Genomic DNA, 26,115 nt, shown 5'->3' on the forward strand with positions numbered 1-26,115 from the left:
CAGACTATGACAAATGTCAGTTTTTGGAATATTCGCGTTTAAAAGCCGTCCACCATCTCGGTAAGCTTGCGTTCATCTTTAATACCGATTCTTTTTCCAGAAGTGTGGATCAATCCTTTTTTCTTGAATTCGGATATGATTCGGATGGCAGATTCCGTTGCTGTTCCCACTACATTCGAGATATCTTCCCGTGATAGGGTAAGTGCTAAATAGCCCTCCTCATCCTCACCAAAATTGTTTTTAAGGTATAAAAAGGCCTCGGCGATGCGTTGTTTTACTGTTTTTTGGGAAATATTGACGATTACATCATCAGCCTCCTTTAGGTCATGTGCCATATGCCGCAAGACCTCCAAAGTGAAATTCGGATTTTTTTGTAAAGTATGAACTATACTTTCCTTAGGGATAAAACATACCTCCATGTCGTTAACGGCGATTGCCGACAAGTTCGTGCATTCCTCTGCAATGACCGAACGTTGTCCGATGACCTCGCCCTTGGTGGCCAACTTTACTATTTGGTCTTTTCCATTTGCACTCAATTTCGAAAGCTTGGAAACCCCATCCCGAACACAATAGACACCGTTTAACTTATCACCTTCCTCAAAAAGAGGTTCTCCCTTTTTGATTTTTTTGGTGGTTTTGGTGTCCGAAACCTTCTTCAACTCCTCTTTGCTCATGGCCCTCAGAGAGTTGAACTGCCTAATGATACAATTTTCACACCTGCTCTCCATAACTCTTTAATTTACCCGATGCCACAAAATTAGGTGTAAAGTGTTGAACAAGAACTGATAAATGTCATGTTTTTTCACCAAAATGCGCATCACATTTGCAAAAGGTAAAGCAAATGTACATGACAAACAGGGTATGTTATCATTGTGGAGATCAATGTGGCAAAGATTGGGTTTGTTTTGATGAGAAGGATTTCTGCTGCAACGGTTGCAAAACTGTGTATGAGATTTTCACCTCGAACGGACTTTCAAAGTTCTACGATTTGGAAGCCAGGGCGGGTACTACCCCAAATGAGGTGCCTAAAAAATTCGATTTTCTTGAAAATAGGGAAATTGTAAAACAACTTGTTGAATTCGATGAAGAAGGTATTCAAGTTGTGAATTTGAGCATACCTACCATCCATTGCAGCTCCTGTATTTGGGTTTTGGAAAACCTGAACCGACTTCATTCTGGCGTTAAAAACTCCCAAGTAGACTTTCCGAAAAAAAGTATTCGTGTCACTTATGAAGTTTCAGGTTTTTCGTTGAAGGCGTTGGTGATGCTTTTAAGTAGTATAGGATATGAACCTTATATTTCCCTGGAAGAATTCAATAAAAAAAATCAGAAAAAAGACAGGTCACTTATTTATAAACTAGGGGTTGCAGGTTTTGCCTTTGGCAATGTAATGCTGCTTTCCTTTCCGGAATACTTTGAAGTGGAGGAATTTTGGTTGGAGCAATATAAACCAGTGTTTCGTTGGTTGATGTTCGCCTTCTCCCTTCCTGTGGTGTTTTATGCTTCCCAAGATTATTTTCAGTCCGCAATAAAAGGATTGCGTTCCAAACTTCTCAATATTGATGTCCCTATAGCACTTGGGGTATTGACCTTGTTTTTAAGAAGTACCACCGATATAGTTTTCGATTTGGGCTCTGGATTTTTTGATAGCCTTACGGGCTTGGTATTCTTTTTATTACTTGGAAAGTTCTTTCAACAAAAAACCTATTCTTTTCTCTCTTTCGAAAGGGATTACAAATCCTATTTCCCGATTGCAGTGACGCGATTGGACTCCAATGGAAAGGAGGAGAGTGTACAAGTCTACAAAGTAGAGGTCGGTGACCGATTGTTGATAAGGAATCAGGAACTTATTCCTGTTGATTGTATTTTGATAAAAGGGGAGGCTGAAATTGATTACAGCTTCGTAACTGGGGAATCGCAAGCTATTTTCAAGGAATCCGGGGATAAACTGTTTGCCGGAGGGAAGCAACTTTCAGGAGTTCTTGAGGTTGAGGTGCTAAAATCCGTATCGCAGAGCTATTTGACCGAACTATGGGGTAATGCTGTATTTCAAAAAGACAAAGTCTCCGAATTTCAGTCACTCACCGATAGCATTGGAAAGCGTTTTACGACCGCGGTTTTGAGTATTGCCATCGTGGCGAGCATATTTTGGATGTTCTACATGCCATCTATGGTGCTCAATGTATTTACTGCGGTTTTGATTATCGCCTGTCCCTGCGCTATTGCGCTTGCCGCTCCGTTCACTTTGGGCAACATGCTTCGCATTTTTGGAAAAAGAGGATTTTATTTGAAGAATGCCAACGTAATCGAAAGGCTTGCCAAGGTCGATACGGCAATTTTTGATAAAACCGGAACAATTACCACCTCGAACAAGGATATTGTCAGCTATGAAGGAATAGCGTTGACCAATGAAGAGAAGGCTTTGCTAAAAACTACCCTACGGGCATCTAACCATCCACTTAGTAGGTCCTTGTACAATATCCTAAAATCCAATGACATTGAAACTTTGGATGAATTTCAGGAGCAAACGGGCCTTGGGATTGAAGGAAGGAGCAAGGAACATAGCATTAAAGTGGGTTCTGCAACATTTGTAGGCGAAGAAACGGCAGCATCCCATGCAAATACCGCTGTCTATGTCAGTTCCGACGATGACTTTAAGGGGCGGTTTGTATTCAAAAATAAGTATAGGGAAGGTGTTGAAGAGTTATTCAAAGATCTGGGCAGATCTATGGACATAGGAATTCTTTCCGGGGATAATGATGGAGAGAAGAACCGATTGCAAAAACTACTTCCAGGAAAAACCAGATTACTATTTGATCAAAAACCCAAGGACAAACTCGAGTTCATAGCGCGCTTGCAGGAATCCAGCAAAGTGCTTATGGTTGGAGATGGATTAAATGATGCGGGAGCATTGGCGCAAAGTGATGTGGGTATCACTATATCTGAGGATATCAACGTTTTTTCCCCAGCTTGTGACGGCATTTTGGATGCCTCCAACTTTTCAAAGTTGCCCACTTTTGTAAGACTCTCGCAAGGAGCCATCAAGATTATAAAAATGAGCTTTATCCTTTCGCTCTGCTATAACCTTGTCGGACTCTACTTCGCGGTAACAGGTCAGCTACAGCCGGTTGTGGCTGCCATTTTGATGCCTTTAAGCTCTATAAGCATTGTGGTGTTCACTACTCTGATGACAAACTTGATAGGAAAGAAACTCAACTCAACTCAAAATAACGATGATTCAAACTAAACTTGAAAACTTAAGAGAAAAAGCGAGGTCAAATTTACTGGCCATAAGTATTGGTGTGGTGTATTTATGGTTCGGGACCCTGAAATTTTTCCCGAGCCTTAGTCCCGCCGAAAACCTAGCCAAAAGTACAATTCATGAGTTGTCTTTTGGATTCTTGCCCGATTCACTTTCCATTGTCCTATTGGCCATTATGGAAGTGGGTATTGGGATTTGCCTTTTGATGAATTTATGGAGAAAACAAACCATAATAGTGGCACTTTTCCATATGGCGGTAACATTTACCCCGTTGCTATTGTTTCCGTCTGAATCTTTTCAAGAACCACCTTTGGTACCAACCTTATTAGGACAATATATCGGAAAGAATTTTGTCATTGTAGCTGCTCTTTTGAGCCTTATGCGGGAACGACCATTGGCCACAACGATAATTAAAAACAAAAGCTGATATATGTCATTTTTTACGAGAAACCATCAAAGTAGTTTTACCCAAGATTTGGTATAGGTATGAGTGTTATATATGTGTTGTTGGCAATAAGCATTAGCGTTGCAATTGTCTTTTTCGCAGCCTTTGTCTTTTCAGTACGAAATGGACAATATGACGATTCCTATACCCCTTCGGTAAGAATGCTTTTTGAAGATGAGCTGTTGACCGATTCGGACAAGAATATTTCTAAAAATCAAGAAATCAAACAAACTGAAAGTACAAACCAATAAATATGGAAATACAACAATTTCGATACGATAACAAAATCGTACAAAAGTTTTTATACGCCACTATGCTCTGGGGCGTTGTCGGAATGCTGATAGGGCTTTTGTTGGCCTTTATGTTTTTGTTTCCGAACATTACGGATGGCATTTCATGGTTAAGTTTTGGGCGACTGCGTCCCCTTCACACCAATGCGGTGATTTTCGCCTTTGTGGGGAATGCAATTTTTGCAGGGGTTTATTACTCGACGCAACGACTGCTCAAAACAAGGATGTTTAGCGATGCCTTGAGTAATTTTAATTTCTGGGGATGGCAATTGATAATCGTGGCTGCGGCCATTACCTTGCCTTTAGGATATACCACCTCGAAGGAATATGCCGAACTTGAATGGCCCATAGATTTGGCCATTGCCGTGGTTTGGGTTGCCTTCGGATGGAACCTGATCGGAACCATTCTCAAAAGAAGACAGCGACACTTATATGTGGCTATTTGGTTTTACCTCGCCACCTTTGTGACCGTTGCGGTACTCCATATCTTCAATAGTTTGGAATTGCCGGTCTCTGCATTAAAAAGTTACTCGGTGTATGCCGGGGTTCAAGATGCTTTGGTGCAATGGTGGTACGGACACAATGCGGTGGCCTTCTTTTTAACGACTCCCTTCCTGGGATTGATGTACTATTTTGTGCCAAAAGCGGCCAATAGACCTATTTATTCATATCGCTTGTCCATTGTTCACTTTTGGTCATTGATATTTATCTATATCTGGGCTGGACCACACCACTTGTTGTATTCATCACTACCAGATTGGGCCCAAAATTTAGGGGTTGTTTTCTCCATAATGTTGATTGCTCCTTCTTGGGGAGGTATGATCAATGGTTTGTTGACACTCCGTGGGGTATGGGACAAAGTGCGTAGCGATGCTACATTGAAATTCATGGTCGTCGCCATTACCGGCTATGGTATGGCAACCTTTGAAGGCCCTATGTTGTCCTTAAAAAATGTAAATGCCATCGCTCACTTTAGTGATTGGATCATTGCACACGTGCACGTTGGGGCATTGGCATGGAACGGCTTCCTGACTTTCGGGATGATTTATTGGTTAGTGCCTAAAATGTTCAAAACAACATTGCATTCCAAGAGTTTGGCCAACCTACACTTCTGGATTGGCACCTTGGGTATCATACTCTATGCATTGCCGATGTATGTTGCAGGTTTCACCCAGGCTTTGATGTGGAAAGAATTTAATCCAGATGGAACTTTGGTTTACGGAAACTTCTTGGAGACCGTTACCCAAATTATCCCAATGTACTGGATGAGGGCCATTGGAGGAACCATGTTCATAGTGGGAATGCTAATTATGGTCTATAATGTTGTCGTAACCATCAAAAAAGGAAGTAGGGTTGAAGATGAATTGGCAGAAGCTCCTGCATTGACCAAGGTTTCAAAAAGACGTGTGGCTGGCGAGACTTTCCACAATTGGTTGGAAAGAAAACCGGTTCAATTGACCATCTTGGCTACCATAGCCATTTTGATTGGGGGAATCATTCAGATTGTACCTACGATTTTGGTAAAATCAAACATACCTACCATCACTAGCGTAAAACCGTATACGCCTTTGGAATTGGAAGGACGTGACTTGTACATACGTGAAGGATGTGTGGGATGTCACTCACAAATGATAAGACCCTTTAGAAGCGAGGTAGAGCGCTATGGCGAGTATGCCAAGGCTGGAGAATTCGTTTATGATCACCCTTTCCTTTGGGGAAGTAAACGTACCGGCCCTGATTTACTTCGAATAGGAGGGAAATATTCGGATAATTGGCACTTAAGCCATATGTATGACCCTCAGATAACCTCGCCAGGTTCCATAATGCCCGCCTATCAATGGTTGGTTCAAAATGAACACGACAGAAGCGATGTGCAAAGCAAAATGGAGGTCATGGTGAAGTTGGGAGTGCCCTATACCGATGAGGATATAGCAAATGCACCACAATCCATGGCAGAACAAGCTGAGCAGATCGAGAAAAACCTGTATGCAGATCCAGAGTTTGCAAGAACCTATGAAGCGGATAAGAAATATGCACAGGAGAACGGTCAAGATTTTATTGAAATGCGAGATCGTGAAATCGTCTCCTTGATTGCCTACCTGCAACGATTGGGAACTGATATCAAAGTTCAAGAAACTGAAGAATTAATCTCTCAAAACAAAAAATAAAAGAAATCAGATGGTAGAATTAAGAAGTAAGACAAAGGAGATAAATCAAAGAGTTTTCTATCTGACCTCTTAAATCTGACATCTCAAATCTAATTAACGTTATGTTGAAATTTGTAAAAAACCATATGGAAAGTATCGAGGGTATCGCCAGTTACCCTATGATATCGCTTTTGATCTTCTTCGTGTTTTTTGTTTTGCTGTTTTGGTGGGTGTTTACCGCCTCCAAAGCACACATCAAAGAGATGGGAGAATTGCCTTTAGATAACGATCAACACAATAAACTTTAGTAGTATGAGCACAAGAACACCATGGTGGATACGTATTCCAGTACTATTCTTCCTAATCTTCGGATTGATGGAATATTTTATAGACTCCGGGGATAAACCGGCAATTATCGAATATCCAATTACGCAGTTGTTCCTGCTATTGGTTTTGATGATCCTGATTGCTATAGAACTGATATTACATTCCATCGAAAATGTAATGTTCCAAACACTTTCTGAAGAAGGAAAAGCCAAATATTTGGCTTCCAAGAACAAGAAATGGGAATGGAAATGGGCGAAGAACGTCTACCAAAACTTGACCAAAAGCCGAGCTATTAAGGATGAAGGTGAGATTATCATGGACCATAACTACGATGGTATCCGTGAGTTGGACAATGTACTGCCGCCTTGGTGGGTATATCTCTTTTATGGGACCATCGTATTTAGTGTAATATACCTTGTCAGGTTCCATATAGCAGGTGATTATACCCAAGCGGAAGAGTATGAGCAAGAAGTAGCTGCCGCAAGGGTAGCGATTGAAGAATATAAGAAGACAGCTAAGGATTTGGTGGATGCCAATACAGTGGAGTTCCTTTCCGAAGCAGCTGATTTGGCCGCTGGCGAAAAGATATTTACAACCAACTGTGTAGCCTGTCACATGGCCGATGGAGGTGGGGGTATTGGTCCCAACCTAACCGATGAATATTGGATTTTGGGTGGAGGAATCAAGAACATTTTTACCACTGTTTCTGAAGGTGGCCGTGCTGGAAAAGGAATGATTGCATGGAAGCAAAGCTTGAAACCTTTGGAGATAGCACAAGTTTCCAGTTATATCATGACGATGAAAGGCACCACACCTGCAAATCCCAAAGCTCCTGAAGGAGATGTTTGGGTGGATCCAAATGCAGAAGCTGAATAAGATAAAACAATAAAAGCTCCTCCCCTTTTTAAGGGGGAGAGTTCCTGAAAGGACGGAGGGGATAAACGATCACAATGGAAGATAATTTTAGAGATTCCATAGGAACCATAACGGAAGAAGGCAAGCGGGCATGGATATTTCCCAAAAAGCCGAGCGGACGCTTTTTTAAGTATCGCAAATATGTGAGTTATGGCCTGCTGTTGTTCCTATTTGCCTCTCCGTTTATAAAGATCAATGGACACCAGTTTTTGTTGTTCAATGTGCTGGAGCGGCGATTCAACATCTTCGGATTTCCCTTTTGGCCCCAAGATTTTCACCTGGTTGTGGTTTCTATGATTGCTGGGGTAATTTTTATTGCGCTGTTTACCGTGGCTTACGGGCGTATTTTTTGTGGATGGATGTGTCCCCAGACCATTTTTATGGAAATGGTTTTTCGAAGGATTGAATTTTGGATTGATGGAGATCGAGGCGCCCAGATGAGATTGGACAAATCCCCTTGGAATGGAAAAAAGATTCGCAAAAGATTGCTGAAGTGGACCATCTTTTTCATCATTTCCTTTTTGATTGCCAATATTTTCTTGGCCTATCTCATTGGTAGTGATAAACTGATTCGGTACATATTTGATGGTCCGATGGCCCATTTGGGAACCATGGTCCCGCTATTGATTTTTACGGGGGTCTTTTATTTTGTTTTTGGTTGGTTCAGGGAGCAGGTCTGTATAATTGCATGTCCTTACGGAAGACTGCAAGGGGTGCTTCTCGATGATAAGTCCATTGTTGTGGCGTATGACCATAAACGTGGAGAAGGGGAGAATGGTCGCAAAAAATTTCGTAAGAATGAAGACCGCGACGCCTTGGGCCATGGGGATTGTATCGATTGTTTTCAATGTGTGAATGTATGTCCGACCGGAATTGACATTCGAAATGGAACCCAGTTGGAATGTGTAAACTGCACCGCTTGTATTGATGAGTGCGACCATATCATGGACAGCATTAAAAAACCTCGTGGATTGATCCGCTATGCCAGTGAGGATGAGATCAACAAGAAGTCCCAGTTTAAGTTTACCGCTCGCATGAAGGGCTATACCGCAGTTTTGACCGTGCTAGTGGGTATTTTGATTGGAATGTTGTTTCTAAGGAATGATGTTGAGGCGAATATTCTACGATTGCCGGGGCAGTTGTACGAACGAAAAGCGAACAACATTATCAGTAATGTGTATACCTATAAATTGGTTAACAAGACCTCCAAAGATATCGATGGGGTAAGCTTTAAGCTTATTTCGCATAAGGGAACCATAAAAGTTGTTTCTGGCGAAAGTTTCAAGGTTCCAGCTGAGGAAATTGCTGAAGGAACATTGTTCATTGAAATCAATAATTCAGCATTGACTGGAGATAAAGACAAGCTTAGAATAGGAGTTTACAGTGGTGAAGAGCTTATAGAGACCACAGTGACCCAATTTTTGGCTCCAAGAAGTTATAACTAAAAAATACTGAGATGAAAATAAACTGGGGAACAGGAATTGTAATCGCATTCATCGCTTTTATAACCTTCATCCTATACTTTGTGGTTCGCATGAGTATGGATGACAGCGCAAACCATGATTTGGTCACCGAGGAATACTACAAACAAGAATTGGCCTATCAAAAGGAAATTGACGCATCCAATACCTCGACAGAATTGGGTGCCACACTTAAGCTGGAGCAATCAAAAGATGGAATTACCATTTTTTTTCCAGAAAAATTCGACCCTAAAAAAATTACGGGAACAGTGTCCCTATATAGACCGTCTAACAAGCATTTGGATTTAGACTTTCCTTTAAGTTTGTCCAAAACACATTTGCTCATACCTGACAATCGCTTGGTGGACGGTCGCTGGGACATTACCATAAAATGGCAATACGAAGGAAACAAATTTTTGTTCAAAGAACGATTAACGTATTAGACAATGTTGGCATCGGCGTTCATATTGGGTTTTTTGGGAAGCTTGCACTGCTTGGGCATGTGCGGTCCTATTGCCTTTATGTTGCCGTTGGATCATCAAAACAATGTCAAAAAGCTCACCCAGGTTGCTATCTATCATATCGGACGCCTTTTGGCCTACGGTGTAATAGGAATCTTGTTCGGGTTGTTGGGTAGAGGGCTTTCTTTATTCGGAATCCAGCAAAAACTCTCCATAGGGGTTGGGATAGTTATGATTTTATTGGTACTGCTGCCCAGTAAGTATTTTATGACCGGTAAATTCTCAAAACCAGTGTACAGGGTTTTGGCCAAAGTTAAATCTCGATTGGGTGCGGAACTGAACAAAAAGACTCCGGATGCTTTATTGACCATTGGCTTTTTAAACGGCTTCTTACCTTGTGGATTGGTTTATATGGCCCTTTTGGGTGCCATAGCCTATGGAAATGCAATGCAAGGAGGTTTCTATATGATTCTGTTTGGTGCTGGTACCATCCCATTGATGACAGCCGTGGTATTCTCCAAAGGACTTTTCAAAAACCCTTTAAAACAGAGTTTACGGAAATTGATTCCAGCTTTTGTGGTACTTGTTGGAGTTTTGTTTATTATAAGGGGGTTGGGATTGGGAATTCCTTATGTTTCACCAAAGCAAGTTTCAACGAATTCAGCATCCGCCAACATTGAATGCCATCAACCCTAAAAGGCTTTTATCAATTCAAAAAAAATAGAAAATGAAAATTACATCGGCTGAAGAAGCGGTAAGTGTTATAGAATCTGGTCATCGTGTCTTTTTCCAAGGAGCCGCCATGACCCCGAACGTACTGATTGATGCCCTTTGTGATAGGCACCAAGAAATCAAAAATGTCGAAATCGTTTCCATTCACACCGAAGGAGATGCGAGATATACCCAAGCTCCTTGTAACCAGAGTTTTTACATGAACAGCCTTTTTGTTGGCGGCAACGTTCGTAAATCGATAAACGGGCCAAATGGGGCGTACGTGCCTATCTTTTTGAGTGAAATACACTTGTTGTTCAGAAGGAATATTTTACCGCTCGATGTAGCTCTAATTCAAGTATCGCCGCCCGACAAACACGGGTATTGTTCCTTGGGAGTATCTGTGGATGTCGCATTACCGGCCATTGAGATGGCCAAAAAAGTGATTGCGCAGATAAACCCCCAGGTGCCACGTTCACATGGTGATGGTATTATCCATATTGATCAGATAAACTATGCGATCGAGGTCGATTGTCCCATCCACGAGCATGAGCCAACGGAAATATCGACCGTTGAACATGAAATTGGAAACCATGTGGCTTCTTTGATTGAGGATGGAGCCACCCTCCAAATGGGCATTGGTAATATTCCGAACGCTGTTTTGTCCAATTTAACTAACCACAAACGCTTGGGAATCCATACCGAGATGTTTTCTGATGGAGTTTTACCCTTAATAGAAAAGGGAGTGATTACTGGGGAGGAAAAAAACGTAAAACAAGGAAAAATTGTAAGCTGTTTTGCAGTGGGTTCCCGAAAGCTATATGATTTTATTGATGACAACCCGCTTTGCGATTTTAAGGAGGCCGCTTATACCAATGATACGGCCAAAATTCGAAGAAACCCCAAAGTGACTGCCATAAATAGCGCTATCGAAATTGATTTGACCGGACAAGTGTGTGCCGATACTATTGGAGGATTCCAATTTTCTGGCGTTGGAGGTCAAATGGACTTTATCCGTGGGGCTTCGCTCTCAGAAGGTGGGAAACCCATTTTCGCTATGCCATCCATTACCAACAAAGGGGTTTCAAAGATTACACCTTTTTTAAAGCAAGGTGCTGGCGTTACAACAACCAGGGCGCACGTACATTATGTGGCCACGGAACATGGAGTGGTGAATTTGTTCGGCAAGAACTTGAAACAAAGGGCAAAGGCATTGATATCAATTGCACATCCAGATCACCAAGAAGCATTGGACAAGGCTGCTTACGATAGGTTTCACCGATAACGAAGAAGAAATAAAAAAGGGAAGTGAACACTTCCCTTTTTTTTCAAGTTAGGTTAAACTAAAAACAATCAAATAAACTAAACCAAGTTTAAATTTTAAATGTGATCACAGGTATCTGTGAGTGGTTTGCGATATCTTCTCCAATGCTTCCCATAAAGAAGTGGGACAACCCTCTTCTACCATGGGTCGGTATCCCAATAAGATCAGCTGCAACAGATTCACTATAGTTGAGAACTCCTTTTTCGACGGTATAATCGTTATAAATTTCAACCTCAAGTCCTAAGGTGGCGATGTTCAACAACTTTGAGATCCTTTTATAGGCATCTTCAGTGCTTAAAAATTCATCTCCAGGAGTATTGATATATACCAAATGAAGCTGTGCTTTTAACAACTTAGCTATTTCCACTGCTTTTTTAAGTGCTGGAATGTTTTCTTCGTTGAAATCACAGGCAAAGACAAATCGTTCTACTTTGAACTTATCGTGATCATTTTTTATAACTAGAACGGGAACATCAGAAGTGCGGACAACACGCTCGGTGTTCGACCCAATGAATATTTCCTGCAGTCCATCCGTTCCATGGGATCCCATTACAATTAGATCCGCATTGTGTTTTTCGGCCAGCTCATTGACTTCACTGAACACTTTATAATGTTTAATGACCGGAGTGATCTTTACATCTTTCATATAGGGTTTGTCCAAAAACTTGGCAAACCGCTTTTCACCAATCCTAATTAAGTGGACTACCTGTTCTTGGGAAACATAGCCAGACTCACTCATAATAGCTGGTGAGAGTTCGAGCATATGGAGCACTAGGAGTTCAGCATCATGATTTTTTGCTAATGTTGCCGCAACTTTTAATGCTTTTTCTGACTGCTCTGAAAAATCTACGGGTACGATGATGCTTTTCATGGTTTCTGGTTTTAAGATTAAACGGTCATGGAGAACAACCTGGTTTCAGGTTTTTTCCGGTGCAATTTTAAGTCAAAGGCCATGCTAACGTTTCGGATGAAAGGTCTTCCCTTTTTGGTAACGCTAATACTATTGGCCTCAATGGTTACCAGGCCATCCGACTGGAGTTCTGACAAGTTTTCGATGATTTTATCAAAATCAATGATTTCTCCATCCTCTTCTGTCAGTTCTGTTTTGAACTGACACATCAGATTAAGAATGTGCTTTCTTATGATTTCATCTTCTTCGGTTAAACTATGTCCTCTGAAAATAGGGAGTACCCCATTTTCAACTAAATGCTCGTATTCTTCTATGCTTTTTACATTTTGGGCAAATCCGTACCAGCTGTCCCCAATACTGGACACTCCCAATCCTATCATCAGTTTGGTCTTCGAAGGAGTGTAACCCATAAAGTTTCTATGCAAGGTTCCATCCAGCAGAGCTGCATACAGACCATCCGTAGGTAAGGCAAAATGGTCCATGCCTACATCTTTGTATCCAGAATCGGTCAGCATTTTTTTGCCCAACTCGTATTGCATTTTCTTTTCCGATGAAGAAGGGAGATCTTCCTCTCTAAAACCTCGTTGTCCATTCCCTTTTAACCATGGAACATGGGCATAACTGTAGAAGGCAATTCTATCTGGTTTAAGGGCGTTGGTCTTGGCTATGGTCTGTTTTACATCTTCCAGGGTTTGAAAGGGCAGTCCATAGATAATATCATGCCCAACCGAAGTATATCCGATTTCACGGGCCCAATCCGTAACTTTTTTTACGTTTTCAAAGGGCTGTACTCGATTTATGGCTTTTTGCACTGTGGTACTGTAATCCTGCACACCTAAACAGACCCTTTTAAACCCTACATCAAAAAGGGCCTGTAGGTGTTCTTTGGTTGTGTTATTTGGATGTCCTTCAAAACTGAACTGGGCATTCGGTGCTTTTTTTCCATTGCGAAGGATTCCTTCAATAAGTAGTGTCAAGTTTTCAGGAGAAAAGAAGGTCGGTGTACCACCTCCTAAATGCAATTCTTTTATAAGTGGTTTTGACCCCAATAGCTCTACATATAGCCTCCATTCCTTAAGAACGGTTTTGATATAGGGCAATTCCAGCTCATGACGTTTGGTAATGCGTTTGTGGCAACCGCAAAATGTGCACATACTCTCACAAAACGGGAGATGAATATATACGCTTATTCCACTTTGGGAATCTTCATGGAATGCCTTGACCACACTGGATTTCCATAGTTTTCCGGAAAAATTCTCCAAATCCCAATAGGGTACGGTAGGATAACTGGTGTAGCGCGGACCGGGCACGTTATATTTTTGAACAAGTTGACACATAATTGATTTCTGTTACAGTTCAAAAGTAGTTTCGGGCCCAAACAAAAAACATGATAATTGTCAGGCTAGGCGAATCTTTTCCATGACAAGTATCATATTTTAAGGAATGTGCACTTCGTAGTTTAGTCTCTGTCAAATCAGAATTCATTAGCTGATATGGGAGAACATATTTTAGGAAGCAAATTTGACCTGGCAGAGCGAAAGGCATTTGTTCAGCATCTTATCGATGATATCAAGGCCCTGGAAATACTGGTCGATCGGAATATGATTGAAAATGATGTGACCAGGATCGGCGCAGAACAGGAAATGTGCGTGGTCGATACTGATTTTAGACCTTCGCCCATATCACTCGGCCTTATTGAGAACATTAACGACCCACACTTTACGACCGAGTTGGCAAGCTATAACCTTGAGGCTAATCTAGATCCTTTTAGGTTGGACAAACAATGTTTTTCGCAGGTTGAAGGGCAGCTAAGGGAATTACTGAAAAAGGCAGAGCGTGAGGCCGATAAAATGGATACAAAGGTGGTGCTGACAGGAATACTGCCAACCATAAGTAAGAATGAATTGGGGATTGATTTTATGACCCCTATTCCCCGCTATTATAAGATAAATGATGTTTTAACAGCCTGGAGAGGAGACCATTTTTCTCTAAAATTAAAGGGGGTCGATGAATTGTCCCTGCACCACGATTCCGTGCTTTTTGAAGCATGTAACACCAGTTTTCAGTTGCATCTACAAGTATCATCAAATGATTTTGTGAAGAGCTATAATTGGGCCCAGGCCATTGCCGGACCCGTACTCGGTATTTCTTGCAACTCACCTTTCTTATTGGGAAGGGAGCTTTGGAAAGAGACGCGAATAGCCCTTTTTCAACAAAGTCTGGATACCCGAAAATGGAGTGACCAGCCTAAAGAACAGGTGGCAAGGGTAAGTTTTGGGGAACACTGGCAAAAAGATTCGGTGGTGGAAATCTTTAAAGAGGATATCTCCACACACCGTATTCTTTTGACCAAACCTATTGAACATAATGCTCTTTTGTTACTTGAAAATGGGGCCATTCCCAAGCTTGAGGCGTTAAATCTTTTTAATGGAACGGTTTATAGGTGGAACCGACCTTGTTACGGAGTTGGAAATGGCAAACCTCATTTGCGTATTGAGAACAGATATATTCCTTCAGGTCCTACTGTTATTGATCAGATGGCAAATTTTGCCTTTTGGGTAGGTTTAATGGTTGGTAGACCTGAAAAGTACGATGCCATATCGAGCATTATGGATTTTAAGGAAGCAAAACTGAATTTCATAAAATCAGCACGAAATGGCAGACAGACCATACTTTCATGGTTGGGCAAACCGATGACCCTGAAAAAATTGATTCGGGAAGAACTGTTGCCGATAGCTTATGAAGGATTGAAGAAATACAATGTTGATGACAAGGATATTGACCGTCTTCTTGGTATTATTGAAGCCAGGACAAAGGGAAACACCGGTGCGGAGTGGCAGGTGAGAAATTTTAGAAGATTGCGAAAAGAAATGAAAACGGATACCGCTCTTGTCGAATTGACAAAGGCTATCCATGGCAATCAGAAACATAATGAACCTGTGCACCAATGGCCTAATATTGAAAAAGTGCACCACACTAAAAAATCCTTCCAATGGGTGGAGCAGATAATGTCCACAAAGTTGATGAAGCTTTACGAAGATGATTTTGCAAATTTGGCGGTTTCCATCATGCAGTGGAACAACATTCATCATCTACCCATAGAAAACAGTAAAGGAGAATTGGTGGGTCTTTTAACGTGGAGTCATATTGAGCAACTCGGGAATATGCAGGACAACCATTCCAAGATTTCGGATATTATGATTAAAAAAGTTGTTACTGTAAGACCCCGAACAAAAATTGAGATTGCTAAAAAGCTCATGGAAGACTATCAAATAGGATGCCTACCCGTATGTTCGGGTTCCAATCTTGTGGGTATAATCAGCAAAGTTGATTTATAATATGTCTAAAGTTGATAGTCCGTCCGTGGTTGAAGGAGTATATACCGAACGAATAATTGGACATATGAAGGGTGATCAAAATGGTCCTACCCTTGTTTTCTTTGCAGGAATCCATGGCAACGAGCATGCCGGGGTTTTGGCATTGGAACATGTCATACAAGAACTTAGAGGGCTTAACGTGGATATCTGTGGAGAAATATATGCCCTAGCTGGAAATCTTAATGCACTGGGTAAAAAAATAAGATTTCACCAAGAGGACTTAAACAGGATTTGGTTCCCGGATAGAATTGATGAAATTCAACAAAAAAATGGGGAATGTAACCCAGAGGAAGTTGAGTTGTTGCACCTTCATGATCAGCTGCTCAGCATTTTGAAAAATGGAAGGCCGCCTTTCTATTTCATAGATTTACACACCACATCTAGTCACACCATACCCTTTATTGTCTTAAATGACAGTTTGCTCAATAGAAAATTTGCCTCCAACTATTCGCTGCCAATTATTCTAGGTATTGAAGAATATCTTGAGGGAGCTCTTTTGAGTTACATCAATGACTTGGGATATGTGTCGTTGGGATACGAAAGTGGTCAGCATACTGATCCAAAGGCCATTGAAAACTGTGTGGATTTTATTCGCTGTACATTGCACCTAGCAGAAGCTGTAAGCTTTGACGGATATGAATTGATGGCTCTAAATAATGGAAGCAACTCCTTGCCTGCTTTTTATGAAATCTATTACCAGTACCTTATTGATTATGGGAGTAATTTTCGAATGCTTTCCGGATTTGAGAATTTTCAGAAAATCTCGAAGGGAACCAAAATAGCCCAATGTAATGGGGAAGTCATTGAAACTGATGGTAAAAAACAAATTTTTATGCCATTGTATCAGGATCAGGGAGGTGAGGGTTTTTACTTTATCAGGTCTATCCCAAAAACACTGCTTTGGTTGTCAAAAGGGTTTAGAAGATTTAAAGTGGATCACCTGTTGGTAAGATTGCCCGGAATTGCATGGAAATCAAAGAAGGAAGGAGTTATGAAGGTGAACCTTAAAGTAGCAAAATTCATGGCAAAATCGTTTTTTCACCTATTGGGCTATCGTGCTAGGCAATATGACCGTACCCATTTGGTAGTTAAAAGCAGGGAAGCAGCTTCTAGAACCAAGGACTATGCCCATACCAATTGGTTCAAGGGAAAAAAAAGAGGCCCTTATTGATAGGGCCTCGATATCATGGAATGTCATTTGCTATTTTATGGCGAAGTTTATGGGGATTGAATACCTTACCTTCGTAGGTTTTCCCCGTTGTATTCCAGGCTTCACTTGAGGTAGGGAAGCAATTATGCGCACAGCTTCTTTCTCCAAAAGCCTATCGGGGCCACGCTTTTGAATGTTACTTACTTTCCCTTGAGCATTTATTTCAAACTGGACGAAAACCTTCCCCGAAATCTGCATTTCCAAAGCTGCCTTAGGGTATTTAAAGTTATTGACAATGTGCTGTTGCACCATTTGATTAAAACAATCTTTACGTTCCTTCTCAGTCTCGTATTTCTCGCAACCAGGAAAAACAGGTACATGCTCTACCACTGCGAAAGGAACAATGATATCTTCCTCAACTTCTTCGACATCAATGTCCTCAACATTGACCACGGCATCTTCTATATATAGCTCTTGACTACTCTCCGTGCTTTCAATTACCGTTTCCTTGATATCCTCAACATCTTCAACTATTTCAATCAGGTCAGGGGCGGCAGGAGGTGGCGGCGGAGGGGTGGTTCTAACAATTTCCGTGACGGGAACATCTTCCTTTAGGTCATCCATAACTTCGATAGTGTTCAAAGCCATGGATTCTTTTTCGTATGTCTTCACCTCTAACGATTGCCAAGTGACAAAAAGTACCGAGGTAAGACCAATCATAAAATAAAGGCTGCTGTTGCGGCCGATATCTGCGTTTGGGTTCTTTTTCGGTTTCATGACTCATCTTATTTAATAGACATAAAGTTAGAATCCATCAAGACCAAAAAACATGATAATAATCAGCTAAATCGTTGGAATTCAGAAGTTCTTACGATATCCATAATTCAGGTCCATTAGCATGTACGAAATCCTATTAAATAGGTTGATTCTTTCCAAAGCGAAAGGCAAAACATGATTTCCATCATATTTTAGATCAAGGACCAATTCTACTTTTGAAGTGAAGATTATGTTCAATTAAATATATAGGTATGAGTAGTATAGATAAAATTTTGGTTCCCTTCGATTTTTCCGAAGCTTCTATAAATGCTTTGGAATATGTGATAAATTTTGTTGGCCCGAATAGAGAGGCTGATGTATTTGCACTTTATGTGTCCACCATGCCACTATCACCAGCTGGAAAGGATACACTCCAAAATGATTTTGATAAAATGGTGCGTTCATTTAGAAAAAAGATGAAAAAACGACCCGTTTTAATCTACGAAACAGGCGAGGTGATAGAATCCATCCTGTCCGCTAGAGAAGAATATTATACGGATTTGATCATGATGGGAACCATGGGAGACCAAGTTACGGACGAAGCCATAACCAACACCTCTAGATTGGTTTTGGAAGCCAATTGTCCCGTCATATCCATTCCCTTTGGCTGCAGCATAAAAGAACCAAAAGATATTGCTTTGGTAATGGGCAAAGAAGAGATTGATGATAAGAAAGTACTGAGAATTCTGTTGGATATTGCTCGTTGGTTTGATTCGAGGGTGCACGTGCTCACTATATACAAAGAGTCTGTTTATGCTGAGGAATCGGTGGTGGAGAGCACAGAGAATTTGTTGGAGTATTATCTGGAGCATTTTTATGAAGAGCATACTTTTTCAAAGAACCAGGATGTGGAAGAAGGCATTTTGAATTATATCGATAAGAAAAACATAGACCTTCTTGCCATTTTACCGCGTAACCATGCAAAAATGAGTGATCCGTCAGAAGGACGTTTGACAAAACTCTTGACTTTACACTCCGAAATCCCGGTTTTGACCTTGGATTGACAACATAGCCAAAAGATATGATCACATTGTTAGTAATACTTGGTATTACAATTGCCCTATTTATGTGGGGCAAGTTTCCACCAGACGTAGTGGCGTTGATGTCCATGTTGTCACTTTATCTTTCCGGCATACTGGATATCACCGAAACCTTGTCTGGGTTCAGTAATACAACGGTAATAATGATTGCGGCCTTGTTCATCATTGGCGAGGGCTTATCAAGAACAGGTTGGACCGCTATTGCAGGACGTTACTTTGTAAAATGGGCTAAAAAGAGTGTTCCGAGATTATTGGTCATTGTCACTTTAGGATCTAGTTTGTTGTCTGGATTTGTAAGCAATACAGGCACGGTAGCAGCTTTATTACCTGTAACTGTGACGGCAGCTTGGAGCGCTGGTACCTTGCCTTCCAAATTGCTGATGCCCGTTGCCTTTGGTTCCAATACTGGGGGCTTGCTTACCCTGACGGGAACACCACCCAACATTATTGCAAGCAATGCCTTGGTGGAAAATGGATTGGAAGGGTTCTCTTTCTTTGAGTTTGCGCTCATCGGTTTACCATTGCTGCTGATTTCCATCCTCTATTTCAGATATGTTGGATACCGGTTACTACCGAGCCATAGCACAACGAACAGGCCTATGGCCATTGATGAAGAAATGCATAAATGGATGGAGAACTACAGTATTGGTGACAATCTTTATCGCCTTCGGATACGTTCAATGTCTCCCCTTATAAATACCAAAGTAGGGGATTGGGACCTTGAGGAAACGCATAAGGTTTCGTTGATGAGACTACGAAGAAGACACCCCAATCCATTGCAAGGTGTGCACCAGTTTGTCGAATTGCCGGATGCCGAGACAGATATGCGCTATCATGATATTATTACCATTAAAGGGGAGGTCGAGGATGTGGATAGATTCATTTTGAAATTTCATCTGGGAGTTATCCCATTAAAACCTGAACATGAAACTTTGAAGAACGAATTGATCAATCAAGAAGTGGGCATGGCAGAAATGATCATTACCCCCAAATCGGTTTTTGTCGGCAAGACAATTCCGTTAGGGCATTATTTGGAACAAACAGGGGTGCAACTTTTGGCTGCTTCAAGAAACAATATGCCGTTGACGGGAAAAATCAAAATAAAAGCAGGAGATGCATTTGTAATCAGGGGACAATGGGAAAATATCGACGCCTTGACCTCGGTCTATGAAAATCTGGTCATTTCCGGAAGCCCAGAAGCGCTTTCAAAGAATGTGGACGTACTTACTCCCCGCAGTTACATTGCCCTGGCTACTTTGATTTTAATGATAGTGTTATTGGTGATGAAACTGTTGCCAGGAGCTATCGCCGCTCTTATTTGCGCCGGAATTATGATGCTCACAGGCTGTGTTCCGATTACCAAAGCCTATAAGGGCATCAGTTGGACAAGTGTAATTATGATCGCAGCGATGATTCCGATGGGCTTGGCACTTCAAAAAAAAGGAGTTGCCCAGATGGCTGCGAACAGTTTGGTTGATGCGCTGGGAAGCATTCATCCGATTGCCTTGTTGGCAGGAATTTTTCTGTTGACCACAACTTTTAGTCAAACCATTAACAATTCGGCAACTGCGGTGCTCATGGCACCTATTGCCATAATGGCTTCCACCACACTTGGGGTTTCACCAAAACCCTTTATGATCGGCGTGGCCATAAGTGCATCAACAGCCTTTTTGACCCCAGTGGGGACCACAACGAATGCCATGGTGCTTTCCTCTGGGGGATATCGATTTATAGATTACATAAAGGTAGGAGGACCATTGCTTCTCCTGTTCTTTTTGACAACACTGATACTGGTTCCAGCGATATGGAACTTTTAACCTTAGTAAACATTGGATTATGAGCGAAATAATTGAAAAAACAAAAGATTTAAGCAAATATGGCTTAAAGGATGTCGAGGCACATTGGAATCTTAGTGCTGAGGACTTACAACGTATTACCCTGGAAAAGGGAATGGGAGTTGAATCTGATAATGGAACACTTGCCATTAACACAGGAAAGTTCACCGGACGTTCACCCAAAGACCGTTTCTTGGTTAAAGATGATTACACCAAGGATAGAATTTGGTGGGGACGAATCAACAAACCCATCTCACCGGAAAATTTTGATAAGCTTTATGATGAGGTTGTGAACTATCTTTCCGGGAAGGAAGTTTATGTGCGGGATGCGGCCGTATGTGCCGACCCAGCGTACCGAACAAACGTGCGCACGGTCACGGAATTTCCATGGTCCAATTACTTTATCAAAAATATGTTCATAAGGCTTTCTGAAGAAGAATTGGAAGACTTTGATGAAGAGTGGTTGGTACTATGTGCCCCGGGTTATGAATGCCCAAATCCAAAAGAATTTGGGGTCATCGCCGGAAACTTCTCCATTTTGAACTATACTAGAAAAGTAGCCCTTGTGGGTGGCTCCGAATATCCGGGGGAAATGAAAAAAGGCATCTTTACCGCACTTAATTTAATTCTTCCTGTGGATAAAAATGTGTTGCCCATGCATTGTTCCGCCAATGTGGGTGTTGAAGGAGATACCGCCATTTATTTTGGATTATCAGGAACCGGAAAAACAACCTTATCTGCTGATCCAAACCGAAAACTGATAGGGGATGATGAGCATGGTTGGACAGCCGACAACACCATCTTTAACTTTGAAGGAGGTTGCTACGCAAAGGTCATCGATCTTACGGAGGAGAAAGAACCGGACATTTATAGGGCAATCAGACCTGGTGCGCTGTTGGAAAATGTTGTGTTCAAAGAAGGTACTAAAGAAGTGGATTTCTTTGATAGTAGCATAACCCAAAATACACGGGTGAGTTACCCTATTGAGCACATTGACAATATTCAGACACCTTCCTACGCTTCAAACCCAAAGAACATATTTTTCTTGACGTGTGATGCTTTTGGAGTGCTACCTCCAGTATCCAAATTAACCCCTGGACAGGCAGCTTATCACTTTATTTCGGGATATACGGCCAAGGTGGCTGGAACCGAAGCAGGTATTAACGAGCCCGTGCCTTCGTTCTCTGCTTGTTTTGGAGAACCGTTTATGCCATTGCACCCTACGGTTTATGCTGAAATGCTAAGCAAAAAAATGACCGAGGCAGGAGTGAATGTATGGCTTATCAATACCGGATGGAGTGGAGGTCCTTACGGTGTGGGGTCTAGAATAAAATTGAAATATACCCGTGCGATGATTTCCGCAATCTTGGAAGGTAAATTGGACGAAGTGGAATTGGAAGTACACCCCATTTTCGGATTGCATATGCCTAAATACTGTCCAGGTGTTCCGACGGAAATTTTGGATCCGATGAATACTTGGTTGCAAAAAGGTGCTTATGTGAGCAAAGCAATTCAATTGGCGCATTCATTCCACATAAATTTTGATAAGTTTGCTAGTGAAGCATCCGAAGAAATACTCAATGGAGGGCCACTTATTGACTCACACCATGCCTTGGATGACCATTTTTAACAACTAGAGAATTGGAAGAGAAAGTTACATTTGATATTGACACATTGGGAGACCCCAAATTCAAATCTCCCCTTCAGTTAAGCACTGTAAGGGGAGATAGTATTTTTAATTTCGTAGGTGAAACCGATAGAATGGTTTTCGATCTTTCGATGGAGCATTATCAACATTGCGTTTCCAATCAAGATGAACCCTTGTGTTTGGAAAAAGCAGGTCCTAGACAACAGATTTTTTTCGAATCTTCACAAACCACCGCTGCTATTGTAACCTGTGGCGGACTTTGTCCAGGCATCAACAATGTTATTCGGGGAGTTGTAATGGCACTCCATTATTTTTATGGAATTAAACGGATACTGGGCGTTCCTTATGGTTATGAGGGTTTAAATCCTGAATTTGGACATGATTTAATCGAACTCAATCCCGAAAAAGTAAAGGATATCCATCAGTTTGGGGGAACCTATTTGGGTTCGTCCAGGGGAGCACAAAGTGTTTCCGTTATGGTGGACACCTTGATTCAAAATGAGATAGACATCCTATTTGCCATAGGAGGGGACGGTACCTTAAAAGGTGTCAATGCGCTTGGGGAAGAAATCAAAAAAAGAAATGCAAAGATCAGTGTGGTAGGTGTTCCAAAAACCATTGATAATGACATTGACCTTATTGACAAATCCTTTGGGTTTGAAACAGCGTTTGACGTAGCAAGTCCCATTTTAAGGGATGCCCATAACGAGGCATCTGGTGCATATAACGGGATTTCCATAGTTAAATTGATGGGAAGGGATAGTGGCTTTATTGCAGCGTCCGCGTCATTGGCCATGCCAGTTGTCAATTTTGTTCTGGTTCCCGAAATGGATTTTGATTTGGAGGGGAAAAATGGGTTTTTGGAAGCTTTGAGAAACCGACTCGAGAACAAAAAACATGCAGTCATTGTAGTGGCTGAAGGAGCAGGCCAACACTTGTTCAAGAAAAAGGATGTGATTACCGATGCATCTGGAAATATACAACATGCCGATATTGGGGTTTTCCTCAAAGAAAAAATAAAAGAATACTTTACGGATATCCCGGTCACCATTAAATATATAGACCCTAGTTATATTGTGCGAAGCGCCCCGGCAAACAGCAGTGACAGTGTTTACTGTGGTCGATTGGCCTACCATGCGGTGCACGGCGCCATGGCTGGGAAAACAAGATTCGTGGTAAGCAAGGTGAACAACAAGTATGTCTATATCCCCATTGCAGAGGTGACCAAAAAACGAAAAAAGATTGACCTCGAAAGCGAATTCTGGTTCTCCGTTTTACAGAGCACAGGTCAACCTTTCTCCCTGAAATAGATTATTGGACTTCAAACAGTGACAAATGTCATTTTTTGGCCATGCCCAAGTGGGTAATTTGGTATAAACATTAATGCAAATTGTCATGGTAGTAAATATTCAATATCAGAAGATGAAAACTAGTGATTCGTTGAGCAAACTTTTGTTGAAAAAGCTTGATAGAGTCGGAAAAAAGTACAATTGGGTGATCAAGGCCAATGTACTTTTTAAAATTGAAAATGACAGAGCCGGTGAGGATAAGGTTTGTGAGATTGAACTAAGTGCTCCGGGACCGCGCCTTTTTGCTAAAGCAAAAACAAACGATTTTGAAAAATCCATGGCCGAAACCATCGATGACCTCAAACGTCAGTTGGAAAAAAGACAAGGGATGTTTATCGCTCATTGATGCTTAAACTTCAGATAGGAAAGGTTATGAATTAAAACCGCTGTACAATGAAAACTAAATTGATTGCTCTCTGTATTTTGATTTTATCAGGATGTTCCTCCACAAAACTGGTGAGTACATGGAAAAACCCTGACATTGTATTGTTCGATGCCTATAAAGTACTTGTGGTCGGGATGGCACAGGACGAAAATGTACGAGTTGAGTTCGAGACCCGCTTGAAGGACAGGCTTAACACAAAGGGCATCGAAGCTATGCGGAGCATAGACCTTTTTGACGTCAAGTTCACCTCTTCCGAAAAGTCGGAAGAAGAACTTTCTTTGGTGGAACAGCAGTTGTTGGACAAGGGATTTGACGCCATTTTGTTCACCAAGGTGGTGGGTACGGAAAATAGAAGAACTTTTAGGGAACGCATGCAGAATCTTAGTAATATGTACACTAATTTCAGTAATGACTATCTGGACCATCAAAACATTTATTATGATGCAGAGTACTACGAAACCTTTAATGTGTATCACGCAGAGACCTCCCTGTATTGTATTTGCGTAGACAAGGAAAGAGAGCTGATTTGGAGGGGGAATATCGATGTTTCGGAACCTGTCAATATGGACAGGACCATCGATTCATATATCAAACTTATTGCAGATAAAATGCAGGAGCAAGAGGTGCTCTTTTAGTCAATTTTCTTATAGCAATGGCAATTGTGTAGTTGAGTCATTTATAATAGGCCAATAAAATCCAATAAAATACAAATTGGGATTGCAACCAAAATAAGCACTAGAACAAAAACCATAAGTCGTAAAAAGCCAACAAGCATCTTGTTGCCAAAGGAAACTTCATCAGTCATAATAGTGTGAATTTCCTTCAATGTACGGAATTATTCAATTATCGATCGTAAATTCCTGGCCGTTATTCGATTAAAGGGACATTTTTATGTATGTTCTGTTATTATTTAGTTTTTTCGAATCAACTTTTTGGCCAACTCTTCCAAAGAAACTCCTTTCGTTTCTGGCATTTTAAATATTGCCCATAACAGTTGCAACACCATCATGCCGGCAAAGAAGTAATAAATGTACCATACCGTGTCCTTCATATAACCCTCTTGGTCATCAAGAAAGATGGGGGTCACCAACGTGATTAATGCGGCAAAGACCCAATGCGTGCTTGTACCCCACGACTGGCCGTAGGCACGCACACGATTTGGAAAAATCTCGGAAATAAATACCCATATCACGGCACCTTGGCCTATGGCATGTGAAGCTACAAATAGGCATATGAAAAGGAGCGTAAATGAGGAAGCAAGTTGTTGTTGGAAACAAATGCCCACCATGATTAAACTGAATATGTACCCTATAGAACCAATAATAATCAACTGACGCCTTCCCAATTTATCGAGCAATCGTACTCCGATGATAGTAAAAATCAGGTTTACAATGCCTATTGCAATAGAATTAAAGAGGGATTCTTTTCCCCCTAATCCTGCTTGTTCCAATATTTCGGGAGCATAATACAACACGAAATTGATACCCGACAATTGATTGAAAAATGCAATCAAAAACCCTAACCATAGAATACTGGAATACTTTTTTTGAAAAAGGCTTTCATTGGCTGTAGAGTGCTCCAAATTCGACTGGATTTCCTGAAGTTGGTTTTCTGTCTCTTCAGGTGAGTAAATGCTGTTGAATACGCTCCGTGCAGCATCGACATCCTTTTTTTGTGATATTAACCATCTTGGACTGTTTGGAATCTTCAACACCATAAGTGTGTAAAGCAATGCAGGCACCGCTTCAATACCCAGCATCCAACGCCAATCGTTTGCCCCGTCAAACCCTTTTAGCGCCCAATTTGAGATAAAGGCCACTAAAATTCCGAACACAAGCCAAAATTGGTATAATCCGCCCAATTTCCCGCGGTTGCTACTGGTCGTAATTTCAGAAATATAAATAGGAGCTGCTACCGATGACACACCTACACCAACTCCCCCAATAAACCGAAAGAAAGAAAACAAATAAGGTTCAGGCGAGAATGCACACCCCAAGGCAGAAATGAAAAAGAGTATCCCAACCCAGAACAAGGTTCTTTTTCTACCCAATATTTTTGTAGGGATACCACCAAGTAAAGCGCCCAGAACAGTTCCCCAAAGTGCCATACTCATGATGAAAGTTCCATGGAACAATGGACTTGTATTCCAAAGTTCTTTGATAGGTAAATTGGCGCCACTGATTACAACAGTATCGAAGCCGAATAAAAAACCCGCCAAAGCAGCGGTGAGTGAAATTCTAAAAATGCGATTTTTCATCTGGAA

General features: G+C 41.3%; 23 protein-coding genes. 18 read left to right on the forward strand and 5 right to left on the reverse strand.

Annotation, left to right across the window (positions count from 1 at the left end; translation table 11 throughout):
- Positions 1 to 38: 38 nt before the first annotated feature.
- Positions 39 to 728: a Crp/Fnr family transcriptional regulator gene (locus tag ACULLH_RS04780; protein WP_454087583.1), complete on the reverse strand. Its 690-nt coding sequence runs from the start codon at positions 726 to 728 to the stop codon at positions 39 to 41.
- A gap of 119 nt (positions 729 to 847) precedes the next feature.
- Between ACULLH_RS04780 and ACULLH_RS04785 the strand changes: the two genes are divergently transcribed.
- The 10 genes from ACULLH_RS04785 to ACULLH_RS04830 all read left to right on the forward strand — a co-directional run bounded on the left by ACULLH_RS04785 (position 848) and on the right by ACULLH_RS04830 (position 11,303).
- Positions 848 to 3,247, forward strand: coding sequence for a heavy metal translocating P-type ATPase (locus ACULLH_RS04785; RefSeq protein ID WP_454087584.1), 2,400 nt, complete (start codon positions 848 to 850; stop codon positions 3,245 to 3,247).
- The gene (locus ACULLH_RS04790) at positions 3,234 to 3,689 is read left to right on the forward strand and encodes a hypothetical protein (RefSeq protein ID WP_454087585.1); all 456 of its coding nucleotides are present in this window, start codon (positions 3,234 to 3,236) and stop codon (positions 3,687 to 3,689) included. Before ACULLH_RS04785 ends, ACULLH_RS04790 begins: the two co-directional genes overlap by 14 nt.
- 59 nt (positions 3,690 to 3,748) lie before the next feature.
- Positions 3,749 to 3,958, forward strand: coding sequence for a cbb3-type cytochrome oxidase assembly protein CcoS (ccoS, locus tag ACULLH_RS04795; protein WP_454087586.1), 210 nt, complete (start codon positions 3,749 to 3,751; stop codon positions 3,956 to 3,958).
- Between the two features lie 2 nt (positions 3,959 to 3,960).
- On the forward strand, positions 3,961 to 6,165 hold the full coding sequence (ccoN, locus tag ACULLH_RS04800) for a cytochrome-c oxidase, cbb3-type subunit I (RefSeq protein ID WP_454087587.1): 2,205 nt from the start codon (positions 3,961 to 3,963) through the stop codon (positions 6,163 to 6,165).
- Positions 6,166 to 6,266: 101 nt separating this feature from the next.
- Entirely contained in the window at positions 6,267 to 6,452 is a 186-nt protein-coding gene (locus ACULLH_RS04805) for a CcoQ/FixQ family Cbb3-type cytochrome c oxidase assembly chaperone (RefSeq protein ID WP_136467587.1), read from the forward strand.
- A gap of 4 nt (positions 6,453 to 6,456) precedes the next feature.
- The gene (locus ACULLH_RS04810; protein WP_454087588.1) at positions 6,457 to 7,347 is read left to right on the forward strand and encodes a cbb3-type cytochrome c oxidase N-terminal domain-containing protein; all 891 of its coding nucleotides are present in this window, start codon (positions 6,457 to 6,459) and stop codon (positions 7,345 to 7,347) included.
- Between the two features lie 74 nt (positions 7,348 to 7,421).
- A complete protein-coding gene (gene ccoG, locus ACULLH_RS04815) occupies positions 7,422 to 8,831 on the forward strand; it encodes a cytochrome c oxidase accessory protein CcoG (RefSeq protein ID WP_454087589.1) in 1,410 nt (469 codons plus the stop codon).
- A gap of 11 nt (positions 8,832 to 8,842) precedes the next feature.
- Positions 8,843 to 9,289, forward strand: a complete 447-nt coding sequence (locus tag ACULLH_RS04820; protein ID WP_454087590.1) for a FixH family protein — start codon at positions 8,843 to 8,845, stop codon at positions 9,287 to 9,289.
- Positions 9,290 to 9,292: 3 nt separating this feature from the next.
- Complete coding sequence (locus tag ACULLH_RS04825; RefSeq protein WP_454087591.1) at positions 9,293 to 10,003, forward strand: sulfite exporter TauE/SafE family protein; 711 nt, start codon at positions 9,293 to 9,295, stop codon at positions 10,001 to 10,003.
- Between the two features lie 31 nt (positions 10,004 to 10,034).
- Positions 10,035 to 11,303 (forward strand): acetyl-CoA hydrolase/transferase family protein, encoded by a 1,269-nt coding sequence (locus tag ACULLH_RS04830; protein ID WP_454087592.1) that lies wholly within the window; start codon positions 10,035 to 10,037, stop codon positions 11,301 to 11,303.
- Positions 11,304 to 11,391: 88 nt separating this feature from the next.
- Here the strand turns inward: ACULLH_RS04830 and ACULLH_RS04835 are convergent, their stop codons facing one another.
- Positions 11,392 to 12,213, reverse strand: a complete 822-nt coding sequence (locus ACULLH_RS04835; protein ID WP_454087593.1) for a universal stress protein — start codon at positions 12,211 to 12,213, stop codon at positions 11,392 to 11,394.
- A 17-nt stretch (positions 12,214 to 12,230) separates the two neighbouring features.
- A complete protein-coding gene (hemN, locus tag ACULLH_RS04840) occupies positions 12,231 to 13,589 on the reverse strand; it encodes an oxygen-independent coproporphyrinogen III oxidase (RefSeq protein WP_454087594.1) in 1,359 nt (452 codons plus the stop codon).
- A gap of 156 nt (positions 13,590 to 13,745) precedes the next feature.
- Here hemN and ACULLH_RS04845 point away from each other — a divergent pair, with 156 nt between their 5' ends.
- The gene (locus tag ACULLH_RS04845; protein ID WP_454087595.1) at positions 13,746 to 15,590 is read left to right on the forward strand and encodes a CBS domain-containing protein; all 1,845 of its coding nucleotides are present in this window, start codon (positions 13,746 to 13,748) and stop codon (positions 15,588 to 15,590) included.
- Position 15,591: 1 nt separating this feature from the next.
- Positions 15,592 to 16,800, forward strand: coding sequence for a succinylglutamate desuccinylase/aspartoacylase family protein (locus ACULLH_RS04850; RefSeq protein ID WP_454087596.1), 1,209 nt, complete (start codon positions 15,592 to 15,594; stop codon positions 16,798 to 16,800).
- A 30-nt stretch (positions 16,801 to 16,830) separates the two neighbouring features.
- On the opposite strand, the gene ACULLH_RS04855 is transcribed toward ACULLH_RS04850, so the two are convergent.
- On the reverse strand, positions 16,831 to 17,556 hold the full coding sequence (locus tag ACULLH_RS04855) for an energy transducer TonB (protein WP_454087597.1): 726 nt from the start codon (positions 17,554 to 17,556) through the stop codon (positions 16,831 to 16,833).
- 251 nt (positions 17,557 to 17,807) lie between these two features.
- Here ACULLH_RS04855 and ACULLH_RS04860 point away from each other — a divergent pair, with 251 nt between their 5' ends.
- From ACULLH_RS04860 to ACULLH_RS04885, 6 genes are all read left to right on the forward strand, one after another.
- Positions 17,808 to 18,599, forward strand: coding sequence for a universal stress protein (locus ACULLH_RS04860; protein WP_454087598.1), 792 nt, complete (start codon positions 17,808 to 17,810; stop codon positions 18,597 to 18,599).
- Between the two features lie 17 nt (positions 18,600 to 18,616).
- Complete coding sequence (locus ACULLH_RS04865; protein ID WP_454087599.1) at positions 18,617 to 20,452, forward strand: SLC13 family permease; 1,836 nt, start codon at positions 18,617 to 18,619, stop codon at positions 20,450 to 20,452.
- A 19-nt stretch (positions 20,453 to 20,471) separates the two neighbouring features.
- Positions 20,472 to 22,100, forward strand: coding sequence for a phosphoenolpyruvate carboxykinase (ATP) (gene pckA / locus ACULLH_RS04870; protein WP_454087600.1), 1,629 nt, complete (start codon positions 20,472 to 20,474; stop codon positions 22,098 to 22,100).
- An 11-nt stretch (positions 22,101 to 22,111) separates the two neighbouring features.
- Positions 22,112 to 23,428 (forward strand): ATP-dependent 6-phosphofructokinase, encoded by a 1,317-nt coding sequence (locus tag ACULLH_RS04875; RefSeq protein ID WP_454087601.1) that lies wholly within the window; start codon positions 22,112 to 22,114, stop codon positions 23,426 to 23,428.
- A gap of 85 nt (positions 23,429 to 23,513) precedes the next feature.
- The gene (locus ACULLH_RS04880) at positions 23,514 to 23,813 is read left to right on the forward strand and encodes an HPF/RaiA family ribosome-associated protein (RefSeq protein WP_454087602.1); all 300 of its coding nucleotides are present in this window, start codon (positions 23,514 to 23,516) and stop codon (positions 23,811 to 23,813) included.
- Between the two features lie 47 nt (positions 23,814 to 23,860).
- Positions 23,861 to 24,487 (forward strand): hypothetical protein, encoded by a 627-nt coding sequence (locus ACULLH_RS04885; RefSeq protein WP_454087603.1) that lies wholly within the window; start codon positions 23,861 to 23,863, stop codon positions 24,485 to 24,487.
- 275 nt (positions 24,488 to 24,762) lie between these two features.
- Here ACULLH_RS04885 and ACULLH_RS04890 read toward each other — a convergent pair whose 3' ends face one another.
- A complete protein-coding gene (locus tag ACULLH_RS04890) occupies positions 24,763 to 26,109 on the reverse strand; it encodes a sugar porter family MFS transporter (RefSeq protein WP_454087604.1) in 1,347 nt (448 codons plus the stop codon).
- Positions 26,110 to 26,115: the final 6 nt, after the last annotated feature.

Source organism: Flagellimonas sp. 2504JD4-2, from assembly GCF_053642935.1.